The 15,034-nt window shown below is 45.3% G+C and carries 12 protein-coding genes; 6 read left to right on the forward strand and 6 right to left on the reverse strand.

Annotated features, from left to right (window positions below; all coding sequences use genetic code 11):
* Positions 1 to 62 precede the first annotated feature (62 nt).
* Positions 63 to 1,685: a copper amine oxidase N-terminal domain-containing protein gene (locus tag C161_RS02580; RefSeq protein ID WP_036668172.1), complete on the reverse strand. Its 1,623-nt coding sequence runs from the start codon at positions 1,683 to 1,685 to the stop codon at positions 63 to 65.
* Positions 1,686 to 2,021: 336 nt separating this feature from the next.
* On the opposite strand from C161_RS02580, the gene C161_RS02585 reads away from it, so the two are divergent.
* From C161_RS02585 to C161_RS02600, 4 genes are all read left to right on the forward strand, one after another.
* A complete protein-coding gene (locus tag C161_RS02585) occupies positions 2,022 to 2,228 on the forward strand; it encodes a hypothetical protein (RefSeq protein ID WP_017692174.1) in 207 nt (68 codons plus the stop codon).
* 201 nt (positions 2,229 to 2,429) lie between these two features.
* A complete protein-coding gene (locus C161_RS02590) occupies positions 2,430 to 3,536 on the forward strand; it encodes a stalk domain-containing protein (RefSeq protein WP_036668091.1) in 1,107 nt (368 codons plus the stop codon).
* Between the two features lie 449 nt (positions 3,537 to 3,985).
* Positions 3,986 to 4,225: a hypothetical protein gene (locus C161_RS02595; RefSeq protein ID WP_036668092.1), complete on the forward strand. Its 240-nt coding sequence runs from the start codon at positions 3,986 to 3,988 to the stop codon at positions 4,223 to 4,225.
* 134 nt (positions 4,226 to 4,359) lie between these two features.
* Positions 4,360 to 4,821, forward strand: coding sequence for a type II toxin-antitoxin system HicB family antitoxin (locus C161_RS02600; RefSeq protein WP_036668093.1), 462 nt, complete (start codon positions 4,360 to 4,362; stop codon positions 4,819 to 4,821).
* A 344-nt stretch (positions 4,822 to 5,165) separates the two neighbouring features.
* Here the strand turns inward: C161_RS02600 and C161_RS02605 are convergent, their stop codons facing one another.
* Positions 5,166 to 6,218, reverse strand: coding sequence for a hypothetical protein (locus C161_RS02605; protein ID WP_156946075.1), 1,053 nt, complete (start codon positions 6,216 to 6,218; stop codon positions 5,166 to 5,168).
* Between the two features lie 85 nt (positions 6,219 to 6,303).
* A complete protein-coding gene (locus tag C161_RS02610; protein WP_036668097.1) occupies positions 6,304 to 8,028 on the reverse strand; it encodes a DUF6138 family protein in 1,725 nt (574 codons plus the stop codon).
* Between the two features lie 295 nt (positions 8,029 to 8,323).
* Between C161_RS02610 and C161_RS02615 the strand changes: the two genes are divergently transcribed.
* Entirely contained in the window at positions 8,324 to 8,566 is a 243-nt protein-coding gene (locus tag C161_RS02615; protein WP_036606815.1) for a DUF7662 domain-containing protein, read from the forward strand.
* Between the two features lie 122 nt (positions 8,567 to 8,688).
* On the opposite strand, the gene C161_RS02620 is transcribed toward C161_RS02615, so the two are convergent.
* The 3 genes from C161_RS02620 to C161_RS02630 all read right to left on the reverse strand — a co-directional run bounded on the left by C161_RS02620 (position 8,689) and on the right by C161_RS02630 (position 13,789).
* Complete coding sequence (locus C161_RS02620) at positions 8,689 to 10,341, reverse strand: extracellular solute-binding protein (protein WP_036668098.1); 1,653 nt, start codon at positions 10,339 to 10,341, stop codon at positions 8,689 to 8,691.
* Between the two features lie 120 nt (positions 10,342 to 10,461).
* On the reverse strand, positions 10,462 to 12,054 hold the full coding sequence (locus C161_RS02625) for a response regulator transcription factor (RefSeq protein ID WP_036668099.1): 1,593 nt from the start codon (positions 12,052 to 12,054) through the stop codon (positions 10,462 to 10,464).
* Complete coding sequence (locus C161_RS02630; RefSeq protein ID WP_036668100.1) at positions 12,029 to 13,789, reverse strand: sensor histidine kinase; 1,761 nt, start codon at positions 13,787 to 13,789, stop codon at positions 12,029 to 12,031. The genes C161_RS02625 and C161_RS02630 overlap by 26 nt, the downstream gene beginning before the upstream one ends.
* Positions 13,790 to 14,108: 319 nt before the next feature.
* Between C161_RS02630 and C161_RS02635 the strand changes: the two genes are divergently transcribed.
* Complete coding sequence (locus tag C161_RS02635) at positions 14,109 to 15,029, forward strand: ABC transporter permease (protein ID WP_036668173.1); 921 nt, start codon at positions 14,109 to 14,111, stop codon at positions 15,027 to 15,029.
* The last annotated feature ends 5 nt before the right edge of the window (positions 15,030 to 15,034 follow it).

The raw sequence follows: 15,034 nt of genomic DNA on the forward strand, positions 1-15,034 counted from the left end.
GAATACAAAAAAGCTGCCGTATGGGGCAGCTCTTTTTGTTTGATTCGTATATAAACGTTGGATTACATCGATTTAGTCAGCGTAATGGAACCATCTTTTTGTGCCCATTTCACGTCCCAGTTCAGAAGTTCAGCAATGAAGCGCAGAGGAACTTGCGTACGTCCATCTTTGTTTACAAATACAGTTGCACCCACATTTTTCTTCACGCCGTTTACTTCCATAACGTTGTTGTTCACCCAGAATTCAAGGGTATCATCGCCAGCCATCACCGTTACTTGTTGTGCTTTTTTGTCCCATTTCACCGTTGCGCCAATACCTTCACTCAGGAAACGCAATGGAATGTATGTTGTGTTTTTCCAAAGCACTGGTGTGGTATCCATGTTGGTTGTTTTATCGTTAATTTTCAGCATTTTACTGTTCAGTTGCATCCACACCGTTGTCATATCTGGCGCTGGTGCTGGTGTTGCTGGCTCTTGGAATTTGTCGTTGAATTGAGTCACGATGGCGTTACCCAGGGCTTGACCTACACCAAACATCACTTTGAAGCCTTCACGATTCGTTGTGTAAGAAGCATCATAGTTACCTGTTGCATATTGATTCAATACGTTTTGTACTTGATTTTCATGCGTTGTCAGCGCTTGTTGTCCTGCTGCTTTTGGCAGATTGCCAGCTGTTGCTGAATCCAGGAATGTAGCAAATTCTGTTGTAAATCCATCAATACGTTTCTCTACTGCTGCACGAGCCGCAGCATCGTTGTTTTTAACAGCTTTTACATAGTCGCTTTGTGCGTTAACGTGGTTCGTTACCCAAATTTTCTCGAAAGCATTGGCACCATCGTTACCATAAACGGAAGCAATCGCTGCTTTGAAGTCAGCTGTGTTTCCAGCTTCAGCTGTAACCAGTGCGTTGGAAGCTGCTGTGCGTCCATCGAATTCCTCTTGCATTTGCAGAGCCGAAAGTGCAAAGTGTTCGGAAGCCAAGTGGTTGAGTGCAGATCTCAGATCAGCTGCTTTTGTATCCGCTTTGGTATTTTCGAATTTCTCAGGCATTTGTGTCGTAATTGCTGTGGAGAGTGCCTTACTTACGTCGAACATTTCCTTGAAACCTTCACGGTAAGCCTTGTATGCATCAGCGTAATCTCCAGCTACATACTCATCAAATACTTTTTGCACGAGATCTTCATGTACTTTCAGCGCCTGTTTGGCTGCTGCTTTTGGCAACTTGCCTTCGGTAGCTGTGCTCAGGAATGTGGAGAACTCATCCACGAAACCGTTGATGTTTGCCTGTGCTTGTTTGATTCCAGCCTGGTTGCCCATTTTGGTTGCTTTCACCAGATCATCTGTGTATTTGTTATGAGCGCGGAAGATGCGTTCGAATTCTTTGGCACCTGCGTCACCGTATAGGGAAGCAATTGCTGGTTGCATATCCAGTGCATTCTGGTCGAGTGCTTTGTAGGCTGCATCTGCATCTTTTGCTCCGTCATATGCTTTGGCCATTGCCGTTACTGCGAGTGCAAAGTGCTCGGACAACAGGTGGTCCAGGTTTGCTCTCAGGTCAGCCGCAGGTGTGTTCACGGATGCTTTCATCATGGTCATTGGTGTCTGTGGTGCGGCAGCTGCTCCAGCGATCCCCGGCATCAACAGTGTCAAGCTAAGTACAGGCGCGATAAACTTCTTCATCTTCATTTTCATTACGTGTTCACTCCTCGATTATGTTGTGTGTATAATTTCTTTCCTCGTCGTCGTCTTCATAGGGTGTAACGCAGGGTTCTCTATTCTGGATCACTCTGTGGGCAAAAAAAGTTCACAGCTTTCAGTGAAGAAAGCTGCGAACTCCTGTTGTATCAAGGTTTTTTTGAATTAAAAAAATATAAAATTGTAGTGATCTTTCCGATCCAAGACCACATACATACTGTAATATAGATACTTCATTTTCCTTTATTTCTCAACTAAAGCTTACATCAAAGGTTATCCTGAAGTACAATAAAGACATATCATATTATTCGCGAAGGAGGTCCATTCATGACCTGGTTGCCTTATGTTTTAATTGTGGGTATCGCCTTGTTTGGAGGTATTGCTACCATGATCATCGGAAATTCCAAAGCCAATCAGACCAGCAACCCCGAATATGACCGCCGCACAAAGCAAAACCTTAGCAAACTTTCCTATGTATACGTTGGTGCGATTGTACTTGGTTTTGGCGGACTAATCCTCTATCTTTTTAACTAAAATGTTTCGATTCGGCAAAGAATACGTTCAACACACCAAGCAGCTTCCGTTTTCGTTCTACATTCTCCGTTTATATACACATGTTTACAAGTTGGAGATAATTCAGAATTATTCTGGATATGTTCGGGGTTTAATATAAAGCCATAAGGGACAGCGAGCCCATTAAACAAACCAAACCCCAACTTGAAGGAGAGATATAGGATGAAAAAAAACATGAAGAAATCCGTAGCAACAATGATGGTGCTGGGCATGACATTAACAGGAGCAACGGGTGTATTCGCCGGAACGCAGTTGGAGAAAATCTCCGCATACCTTAATCATGGAATCAGCTTTAATGTCGATGGCGCGGCTTACTCGCCAACGGATGGCAATGGCAACAAACTTGCGCCAATTACTTATAACAACTCTACTTATCTGCCCGTACGAGCGCTTGCCGATGCACTGCATGTGCCTGTATCCTATGACGGCAAAAAAGGACAGGTCATTATCGGCCAAGCAACAAGCAATCCATCAGCTTTGACAAATGTAACGTATAGCGCAGCACAAAAAGAGGCGATTCAAAAAGCTTTTGCACAATTCGATGGGTTCGAGACCGCTTATGCCCCTCAGCAGATGATCGCAGGTGACACGTTCAAAAGTGTAGGTGCGGGTGGCGACGGCGTCAGTTTTGTTTTCAACCATATGAAAGTGGATGTGTCTCCAAGAGATTATTCGGACGGTTATACGAGCAAAGACGTGAAACTGTCCAATAGTGTTGTCGCCAAATGGTATACACCAGATCAAACGGGCATGCTCACGTTCCAACTGGATGATCGCTACGTTACGCTTAGCTCCCCGGATCATAAGCTGAGCCAAGCTCAGTTGCAACAAGTCGCTGTCTCTGTTCAGAAGGCAACTGACAACAACGATCAAGGGATCACTGCATTTGCAGATGTGAACTATAGCAAACAACAATTGGATAACATTCGCAAAGCATTTGCGAAGTTTGACGGGTTCACAACAGCCTATGCCCCACAACATATGGTTGCTGGAGATACGTTCAAAAGCGTAGGTGCAGGCGGTGATGGTGTAAACTTTGTTTTCAATCGTATGAATGTCACGGTATCCCCTAAAGACTACTCGTTCAGCTATGATGGCAAAACGGTAAAACTGCCTAATGGCGTATCAGCCAAATGGTATACACCAGACCAAACGGATATGCTCACATTCAAGCTGGACGATCGTTATGTAACCATCAGCTCGCCGAATAACCAATTGACTCACACTCAACTGGAGCAAATGGCAGTATCCGTACAAAAAGTGAAATAATTTCGCAGGTCCAATTAAAGAACCTCACATAAAAATCGTACAGCATAACAAACACACATCATTCTGTTGTTCCTGTGAAAAGGGACAGTTTTGATGTGTGTTTTGTCTTTATAAATTGATTTAAGCTTTTTCAATTTTCATTGGGAGAATATATTTTGTTTGAGATTAAAAATGAAATAGCTTTTTACACTAATCATATCTCAATTTTCAAACAAAATACTTAATAAAAGTATACTTACTACACTTTTTGTGTAAACTTCCTGTTAAATTCTATGTTACTTAGAATACAAATAAACTTTAAATACTCTATAAATTATAAATAAAATACCTATGTGTATCTCAACTCTCTTTTTAACTCAACACGCATTTAAACGTGCATCAATGTATTTACACGTGTGTAAATGCGTGTTAATATTGTTTTATACGAGTTAAAGAAAGGAGGCGAAGAGATGCCTTCGAGTGGAATCACCACAGGAGAACTTATTCGTAAATTACTTGATGCAGAATGCCAACACATAGGATCTAAAGGCAGTCATAGGTACTTCGAACATGCTGTACTTCCTGGCGAAAAGATCCCAGTACCACACGCAGCACAACTCTCAGCAAAAGGCAAAGATGCGAGCTATATAGTAGAAAAGAATGTTAAGAAATTTCTTAAAAAGATTGAAAAAGCCAAAAAGTTAGTATAAGTACATAACGGTAAGGGCCTTCGGGCCCTGGCTGTTATAATATATATCATAGATGATTGATAAGTTTAATTAAATTTTATTTATGTATTAGTTTCGAGAATCATAAATTTATCTGTTAGGAAGTGATTATTCAAATGATTAAAGATGTGATTTACCCAGCTCTATTCGTCCGTCATAAAGATGAAGCAGGCTATGCGGTTATATTCCCCGATATACCTAATTCAGTTACTCAAGGTGATAAATTAGAGGATGCTTTTAACATGGCTGTCGATCTACTATCTGGAATGTTATATGATGACTTTATTGAAGGAAAAGACCTACCAACTCCATCTAAATTAAATGAAATTAGTTATGAAGATTACTGCCGCGAAGAGTTTGAAGAAGAGCCTGAATTTGGAATAGAGGTTATAAAATCTTATGTTATGACTAAATTTAGAGTTCCTGAACTCAAAGAAAAGACAGTTACTGTAAATTGCACTATGCCAGCCTCATTAAAAAGAGACGCTACTGATAAAAACTTAAATTTCTCTAAAATTCTTCAAGAAGGAATAAAAGAAGCACTTGGCATATCAGAACCCAAAAAATTTATTAAATAATAATGTATTTTGAAAAAATAAAATATAAGGGAGGTCTCACATATGAGGGCTATAATATAAATGTATTAAATAAAATACTAGTATATTAATTAGATTACATAGACCGCATTATGCGGTCTTTTTACTTTTCAATTTTCTTGCCTTTTTGTAAGGAAAAAAGAGTATTTTATAGACCCATTGATCCAGTTTATAACTGGATTTGATAACTAAATTTGCTTATTTAGCTGAAACCAACTATTACTAAAGGGGGAAGTGTAGTTCTCTTCTATTAACCTTCACTCGATATCTCCCCAATCATATATCTATACATACACCCACAGCCTAGTAGATAAATCCGATCTCCATCAAACCTTTAGATCAGCCAAACGAACAACCCTGCGATACATCATCGCATCCATCAAATCCTCCCAGTCAAGTTCACTGGCATTAACGTCTCGATAATAGACCGCAGAAGCAGGCAAGAAACCAACCAGCGGCCCTGTTCCACCACATATCAGGCTACCACCGTCTCCTCCTTTGGGCATCACATCTCCAGCCGAATCGAGCGTAAGCTCATACTTGTAGGGGTCTCCGGCAAATTGCACTCCGAAGAAATTTGGCATTTCCAGATCATAAGGACGATCATCCTTTTCTTCAACCCGTGAAGAGGCCGTCTCTGCCGATCCATCCACAATCTCATCAATGCCTTCCAGACTTCCAAAGTGCTTCAATCTCATCGTATAGTCGAAGCTGTCACCCCAGGGAAATAACGTGCGACAACCGCCGCCATAGATATACTCCCATTCGTCTTCGGTCAGCAAACCAAAGCCCGCCGCGGCTTCCTCCCTCACAACGTCTTCCAACTCTATTCCTTCGTTGAACCACAGGATTCGGACTTCATTCTCACTTTGGCGAATCAGACGGAATTGTTGATGCAATTCATATTCACGTATTTCCGATTGCTTGAACTGCTCCAGTGCTGAAGGGAAATCAGGATTTTCCTGTGCAAATGCTTCCTCCTTGGACACTTCAATCCAGCCAAGTGAGATCAGTTCGCATTCAACAAGCATCGGCGCAATGTTGACCGTTCTTACAAGTGACATTTGACTCGCTAGAAACGAATCCACGTCCTCCACACCATACTCACTGACCGTTTCATGCAGGTCGGCTGAGGTCTCTTCGTTCATACCATGCTGCCAACGATCCCAGCCGAGCGTTACCCGTTCCCCAGGCACAAACACAAATCTCAGCCCATCCTCCGTAAATACACCTGTCTCCATCCGCTGACCAAATCGTTCAAATGTCTCGAGACCCTCATATACCATACCGTCTGGTAACTGACGAACAAGCTTACGCATCCAAGCCTCTTTGTCCTGAGCATTCAATCCCTGCCACATGTCTCGTCTCAATGCCTCCACAACTTCCCCACCTTTCCTTATGCACTTTCACTTCACTAAAATACTTTACTAGCGAAGCACAATCTTACTTGTGTTGTTTACATTTTTATTTCTCTGCGGCCTGCAAAAGTTCCAGCAATAATTCCTTCCGTCTTCCTTCCGCTTTGCGAGCGAGCGTCGTTAGCTTCTCCACCTTGCCAAAGATCGGATAGACTACACGTTCCACTTCATAATGCTCAAGTTTTTGAATCTGTCTAACCAGCAGTTCGAGTATTTCCTCATTCTCCAGCTCGGGCTGAATCTTCAGCTTCAGACTATCGGTCGAACGACGCAAGCTGGCGACTAACGCAGGTATGGATTGAGCCGTGACACCCTGTTGTTCTACAAATGCCGCAATGAACTTATCCTGAATCAACTGATGCTCATCATCCACTTCACCCATGTAATATTCAACCAACGGGAAATACTGCTCATCCACAAGCCCCAGTCCAAAGGTTGCATAACTGCCCGGCATACAGCTTTTCTCTCCCTCGGTATCCTCATAAAACTCAAACTCCTGGATAGCCTCACGCGCATACTCTTCCAGAAGTGGATGCAATTCCGGGTACTCCAGTGCATTGGCAAAGAATCGGTGGGTATCCGACTTCGCAAGTCCTTTGATCGGCAAATACTGCTTTACGCTGGACTTGAGCTTGATCTTATAACTTTTCGGAAAGCCCTGTTTCAATAAATGAGTGATAAAGGTAAGTGCCTGCTGATAGGCACCCGGCTCTTCCTTACGAATGTGAATGGTCATCAGAGCAAATACATCATTTGCTTTGCATTCTACTTCTTCCGTTTTCACATGAATATCGTCCTTCGCATACGTCCCGCTACCTTCTGTCATCATGCTTGCTGCACGTTTGCTACCGAGTTGCTTCGCGAGCTCCAAGAAAGTCAGACCTTTGGATTTGCTATAACTGGGCTCAAAACGTAGAATCATGACCGCCGCGTATAATAGCAGATCGATTGGTTGAGTTTCGGATGTTTGCGCCTTCCCAGGCTCGTCCAAATGTTGGCCTTCCTGTGTCTCAACGTTCGACTCCAGCGTTGCTCCGGGCTTTAGTGAATACTCATTGGTACGATAAGGCGAAGACTGAACATCATAATACTGTGGCAAAAACTGATTCTCCGCCCATGCCGTCACCGCACGAGTTATCTCAGCACGATGTTCCGCAAGTGCCTCCGGACGACCCTGATTCAACTCTTGAATCCGGTCATACTGTCTGGTGGTCCATGCTACATCCAACTCAGGGAACAGCTTTGGATCGAGCAGATGACTCGTCAAAAAGAAGGATTCCAATGGCTTCGTTGAATATGTACTGTTCTCCAGATTCTTGTCTACATAGGTATGAATACGATCAAGGAGCAGCTTTCTTTTCTCTTCGTTTATCCATTCCAATAAAGTCAGTTGCAGCTTACCTTCGGTTGTTGGGAATTTCCCTCGCAAGGTGAAGCGGTAGTCAATCAACGGAGTATCTGCCAGCTTGTCCAATCTTTCCTGAACAACCTCAACAAGCTTAGGCCCGATCTCGTTCCGTACCTGTTCCTCGGTAAAGGCTCCTGCCTGCTTTGATTTCACATCATCATCATCATCATCCAAACCCAGATCCAGGCTGTCTACCGTGGTCCGTCCAGGTCTGTAATCCAGCACAATATCATTAAAAATACCCATTTGCAGCGTGGTTCGCTTCACAACACTTTCCAAGTCATCCCGCTTTTCCTGTTCATCAAACCATTCATGGATCGTCGTCATCATCTCTTCCATCGCCTGATCATAAAGTGTACTCATCTAATCTCCTGCCTTCCCATGCATCTAAAGTTCACCAACTACACTTGAACCTCTATTCATCCCGGATTAGTCCGAGGTATCTATGTTATAAATACGTATTGATGTTCGTATATTACCTATTATTTTACTCTCTCAAGTACAATCGGAACAATAAGGCTTACGCACGGTTGTTCGCTAGTCAAAGAGATCTACGGATTCCTTTTTTTTCATAACTATGTACGCTCTCGGTATGCCCTCGCTATCGTCATCCCCACGTTGTATAATCATTGTATTCCTTTTCAGGAGGTCTGACTAAATGAGCTACAGCAAATACTTCCCCTTGGAAAACTATTTGAATCAAGTTTCAATCACCCTTACATATGCAGAGCTTGAGGAGATTCTCGGATTTACGTTACCCCCTACAGCGTATAATCGCGAACAATGGTGGGTGAATAATTCCAATAATCATACACAAGCACTATCCTGGTTAAATGCCGGATGGAAGGTGGAAAATGTGATTTTAGGAAAACAAGTAACTTTTGTGCGCTGCGAGTCATAATCGATCTGTACGATATAGATTAATAGTTATAACTCCAAAGGTTCTATTTTTCCATAAATGTTATTCGAGACAAAAAAAGCAGGGTAGACTGATGAATTCATCAGTCTACCCTGCTTTGTAAATTAATTAACTGTCTTATACCACTCGTTCACTTCGGCGGTAATATCATCGCCGCCCATGGATTTCCACTTCGTCACAAACGCATCAAATTCCTCAATGCCCACCTGACCATAGATGATCTTGCTGAACGTATCCTTCTCCAACTTGTCGATTGCGTCCTTCTTCATTTTCATCGTCTCGGTTGGTGCCCCGGTGAACTTGTTCTTGATCGCGTTATCTTTATTCGCAACGACCACCTCAGCGGCTACAAATACTTCCGGTTTGTTGGCAATCTTCGTATTTTTCTCAAAAGGAGTCTCCGGTTCCTTGCCCTTCGCAAGTTCCGCCAGCGTATCCATCATGAGATTCGGAATCCGTGCACCATCATACGTAATCGTATATTTGAGTGGTGATACGCCGTCCTTCACTTCAGCTTCACCAACGACTTTGCCATCCACGATGTCATAGTCATATCCTTGTGCGAAGCCATGTTCGAACTCGCTGCCCACTTCCGGATTAGCAAAGTTGTCGAACAGATAATTTTGGTACGTGAAGAAAATCTCCGGGTTCGCCATGTCTTTGTTAATCAGTACAACGCCGTTACTTGCACCAGAACCATGCTGGTGGCTCTCACCTGTTGGTCCTGTAGGTAAAGCAATGGCCTTGTACGTGGCACCGTCCACATTTTTCTTCACATCATCAATCGGCCAGTTTGGCATCCAGTGTGGTCCCACGATAATGCCAGCTTTGCCTGCGGTGAACAGTTCTGCTGCCTTGATCTCGTCATAGACACCCGCTTCTTTGGGCAGGTAACCTTTGGACAACCAATCTTTCATCGTTGCTAGACCTTCCTTCACCCCTGGCTGGATGGAGCCATATTGCAGTGTGCCGTCTCCAGCATCATTCCACTGTCCAGGCATCGTGTTGTACATGCCGAAGATCCAGCCGGATTCCGTCATCCAGGTATTGAGCGCATTTTTCATGCCCACGGTCAGACCATACGTATCTTTCTTGCCGTTCCCATCCGGGTCTTGATTTGTAAAAGCATCCATGACCGTAACCAGCTCATCCATGGTTTTTGGTTCTTCCAGTCCCAGCTTCTTCAGCCAGTCTTCCCGAATGAACATGACCGAATCGCCGTTGTACGCATAATCGAAGATCGGAATACCGTAACGCTCGCCCTCATACATGTATGGATACCATTCCTCGGGTGCCGATTCAGATGCCTGTTTCCATGTGTCCGAAGCATACTTGTCAAACAACTCGCCTGCATTGGCAAATTTGCCGGACTCAATTAATTCCCGGACCAGATTGTAGTCTCCCCGAATGGAGACAATATCCGGCAGTTCTTCGTTAGCGGACAGGGACAAGCGCAATTTCGTGTAAAATGCATCATTTGTCACCGATACAGCCCATGGCGTAGTCAGATCGATGCCAAGCCGTTCCTTGGCCCATTTGGTATGCACATTGTTCTGGGCTGTTTCCCCGTTCTTGAATTTCGTATCATCATTCCAGGCCCGCAAATAACTCATCTGTACCGCCGGTTCATACTTCCCATCTTGCAGAGCAAGTGGTGCAGCGGCTTCCTTCGCCGGTTCTTCCTTGGCCCCCGAACTACATGCCGTTACAGCAACCATCGTGATTGCGAGCAATGCCGTCATCATTTTTCTATACATGAACTAACCCCTCCTCAGGTAACTTGGATACCCTTATGTGCCAAATGCACCTTACATGAAAAGGATAGTGCAGCCGGGGAGGCAAACATATATCACAATTTCAATGTTCATATCGATTTGTTAACCGTTCCGAAAATCTTGCGGGGTCAGTCCATAATGTTTGCGGAACACCTGAATGAAATAAGGTGTATTATTGTACCCCACTTCCTGACCAACTTCATAGATCTTCATCGCCGTATGCTTCAGCAAATGAACCGCACGTTCCATTCTGGAACGGATAATATAATCACTAATGCCTTCACCTGTGGATTGTTTGTACATTTTCGACAGATAGACGGGGTGCAGATGCACCTCTCCTGCAATGACTTGTAACGATAAATCCTCGCCAAGATGATGGTCAATCCATTGCTGTACCTGCCGAATCAGCGTTGATCCGGCATCCTGTCCCACATCGCTTGTGCTCTCTGCCCACTGCTGCATTACAGACCGAGTCCACGTTTCCAGACTACGCAGCGAGATACCATAACCATCCTTGAGCAACTGCTGGTACTGCTCCCCAAGCACTTCGGCTAACTGTCTTCCTTCCCGATGAGCCATATAGGAGAATGCTGCCGCCAGATAATGAAAAGCCACATACACATGTTCCGGGAACACACTGTTCGACAGTTCGGCAAAGATCTGATCAATCTTGCGGTGTGCATCCTCCATGCGCCCGGCTTCCAGTAACGTCGTCAGACCCGGTGGTTCATACAGCGCTGCAAGAGACTTCAACGTGGCCCCATTGGTTCCTGCCGCCGCATTCAAATGTAATCTTTTGCCCGCCTCGGCCTGCTTGCGAAGTGCACTCACAGCTTGATGATATAGCTGCGGCACCTGATCTGGGAAACGCCCCCTACGACTAACGGACAGGGAAATGGTCGCGTTCAGATACTGCCTCACACTGTGGATCAACCGCTCTCCAAGTCGGCCCATTAACATTTCTGGTTCGGCCTGAGTTTGTTTGGGACTGGCCATGAAGACCAGATCATCATAGGCATCATCCGTATGGCAGAGATGATAGGTACTGCCGTAGATCTCTTCCACTACATTCGAGATGGCGTACTTCATCAATCGAAACGCTTTATGTGTAGGTTGATGGTCATCATACCGGATGAGCAGCAGTTGCATTTTATCCTGTGGACGGAACTCAATCTCCAATTGCTCCAGCTTGCCTTGGAGTTCAGCATCCGCAAATTTATGGCCTAACAATACATCCTTCATCAGTTCCGCCCGCTTCTCGGGCAGATGTTCCCTCACGGAATACATGGCCCGCTGATGCAGCATTTGTTTCTCACCCTCAAGGCGAATCTGCACTGCGGCCTGCTGCACGGATTCGATCAGTTCCTCATCTCGGACCGGCTTGAGCAGATAACTGACTGTCCCATGTTTGAGTGCCTGCTTCGCATAATCGAAGGAAGCATGCCCCGATAAAATAATACATTTTGTCTGTTCCCACTTTTGGCGGATGTGACTGACCAGATCCAGACCGGACATACCCGGCATGCGGATATCCGTGATAATAATATGGACCTGATGTGATGCCATATGTTCCAGAGCTTCTTTGACTGAATAGGCTTTGAATACCTGACCAATCCCGTGTTCTCTCCACGGTATCGAGACAGCGATCGACTCTACTGCGGAATGTTCATCATCCACGACCATCAGATTCATCATGCGGTTGTTCCTCCTCAAACCATCGAATTTCTACACTAAGCCCACCATAGGGAATCGCTCCAAAATGAAGCCCCGACGACAGCCCATATCGCGTAACGAGACGCTGGTGCACATTCCACGTCCCTGTTCCAATCTCCTCACCCATCGGTTCATTGATCTCCCGTTCCAATTCCGCAATCTCTTCCGCTGTCAGCGTGACACCGTCATTGTCTACAAACAGGCTATATCTTGTATATTTTCGTCCCTCAATATGTTCGGGTACCGCCATCCCCGTTACGACGACATGCCCACTACCCTCCATCGGCTCAATGCCGTGGATCACCGCATTCTCTACGATCGGCTGAATGAGCAGTCGCGGAATGTGAAGCAACATCAGTTGCTGCGGTACGGCAATCTCGTAGGTCAGCCGGTTGGTCCGCATCTGTTGAATGGACAAATAATGGTCCAGCAGCCGGATTTCTTCCTCTACTGTCGTCATATCATTCTCGCCCCGCGTAATGTAGCGATAGTAGTCTCCCAGACTTAGCGACATGGCAATAACGGCTTCACGGTTGCCGAGCTGGGTCATATTTTTAATATAGAACAGGCAGTTGTACAGGAAATGCGGATTGATCTGTGATTGCAGATGTTTCAATGTTGCTTCCCGCGAGCGAATACGTTCCTCGTATACCTTCTCGATCAGTTCCTGAATCTGCTCTGCCATATGGTTGAAGCTCTGGGTCAGGTACGCGAATTCATCCCGAGAGTGATCGACCGGAATCCGTGTGGACAGCTGCCCTTTGCGAATCTGTTGCAGCCCTCTCATCAAGCGATGGATGGGCACCTGAACTTTTCGATACAAAAGCAGTGCGGCCCCGATACTCAGCACGAGCAGTAACAGAATGGAGGTAATAAACATATTTCGGCTCTTGTCCATTGGGGTCAGCAAATCATCCAATACCACAGGGTTCACGTATACCGCTTGCAGTTGTTTGGAGTGCACATAGCTGACCAGATATTGTTTACCGCCCACCTCCAATTGATGATTGCCTTCCCTCTCCGGCCCGTTAAAGGGCATATCACGCATAATCGCTTCGACCAGTTCGGGGTCCGCCATACGATTCAGCAACGGATCGTTACCTGGTACCAGCAAGAAAGGATCTCCGCCTTGTGTCTCTTTGAAATCATCCAACATGGCAACCACGTTCATCGGGTCAAAATTAATCTCCATCACCGTTCGCACGCCTGTATTCACCGGTTTTTCATTCCACTCGTAGTTATCCGTGAAAAAGTAGGTGAAACTCCCCTTCTCCAGCTGCCATTGGCCAGGTTGCGGAAACGTCAACATCTTCTCATCGTAGACCGTCCGGCTGGACATGGTGGATAACACAAGTTCCGCTTGTGGCAGGACAATGGTAATATCGTTCTTCCAGCGGCTGGTGGACTGGTACAACGATAATTTGTCGAGAATATCCAGATAGATACTGTTCTTCTCATATTGGCTGGTGGAGTCCGTCATGTAACGGTAATGCAGGATACTCGGATCTCGCAGCAATGTCAGGCCATACAGTGAGAGCTGCTCGATATTTTTATCCACCTGGGAACTGAAATAATTGAACTGGTTCAGACTCGACTGCTGTTTCTCTTCAACGACCATATCCACATTTGCCTGATTCGCGTATGTATACAGCAGCAGAATCGGTACGAGCAGGCAGATTAAGAGAATGACCGTTTTCGCAAATACTGTGAATTTCATCGTTTCACCCTGTCCCTGAATTTGAAGTCGTTCTACACCGAAGTCCTATTTTATATTGAAAGCCCTTACAATTCTATATGATTTTTTGTTCGTCCGCTTTCCTGTGACTTGAAAACCTCTGTTTCCATCAACAAGTTAATATTTCAACATCCGCATTGAAATGTTGTTCTATAGTCCGCCCTTTTCCGTTGTTATAATTCAGTTGCTCCACTCTGTGCAGAGGTTTGCTCGCCTCATTAATGCCGGGGGTGGACGAGATAAAGGAGGGACCCTGATGGCTATCGAACAACCGTTAACAACCAATACGCCGGTGCGAAAAATGACACCCCATCCACGCAAACGTACCCGCTGGAATTTCAAACGCACATGGCCGCTGCATCTGATGCTGCTGCCTGCTGTACTGCTCACTTTACTGTTCGCCTATGTGCCCATGGGCGGCATTATTATTGCTTTTCAAGATTTCAAACCGTGGCTGGGATTCACTGGCTCCAAATGGGTGGGCTGGGACAACTTCCGGTTCATGTTCGAATATCCCGACAGCGTTCAGGTCATCTGGAACACGGTACTGATTGCTTCAATGAAAATCGTGGCCGGACTTGTGGCCCCGGTGGTGTTTGCCATTTTGCTAAACGAGGTTCGGAACTCTACGTTCAAACGTTTCTCACAGACCTTGGTGTATCTGCCCCATTTCCTGTCCTGGGTTGTCCTTGGTGGTATTCTGCTCGATATGTTATCACCGGAAGGTGGGCTGGTAAACCAGGTGCTGGCGGCGGCTGGCGTTGAACCGATCTTTTTTCTGGGAGATGGCGACTGGTTCCGTGTAACGGTGGTTGTCAGTGATGTGTGGAAGGAGTTTGGATTCGGAACGATTGTATTTCTGGCAGCACTGGCGGGTATTAACCCGGCATTGTATGAGGCTTCGGAGGTGGATGGGGCAACACGGCTTAGACAGACATTACATATTACCCTGCCTGCACTCGTGCCGATGATTATCGTGGTAGGTACATTGTCACTGGGCAATATCCTGAATGCAGGCTTTGACCAGATCTTTAACCTGTACAATCCGCTGGTATATGAGAAAGGCGATATTATCGATACCTTTGTCTACCGGATGGGAATTCTGAATGGCAAAATGAGCTTTGCGACCGCTGTTGGACTATTCAAATCATTTGTCGCGATGTTCCTGGTCATCTCTGCGTACCGGATGGCGTACAAAATCGCCAATTACCGTATTTTTTAAGAAGC

It is taken from the genome of Paenibacillus sp. FSL R5-192 (assembly GCF_000517845.1).
GTDB lineage: Bacteria > Bacillota > Bacilli > Paenibacillales > Paenibacillaceae > Paenibacillus > Paenibacillus amylolyticus.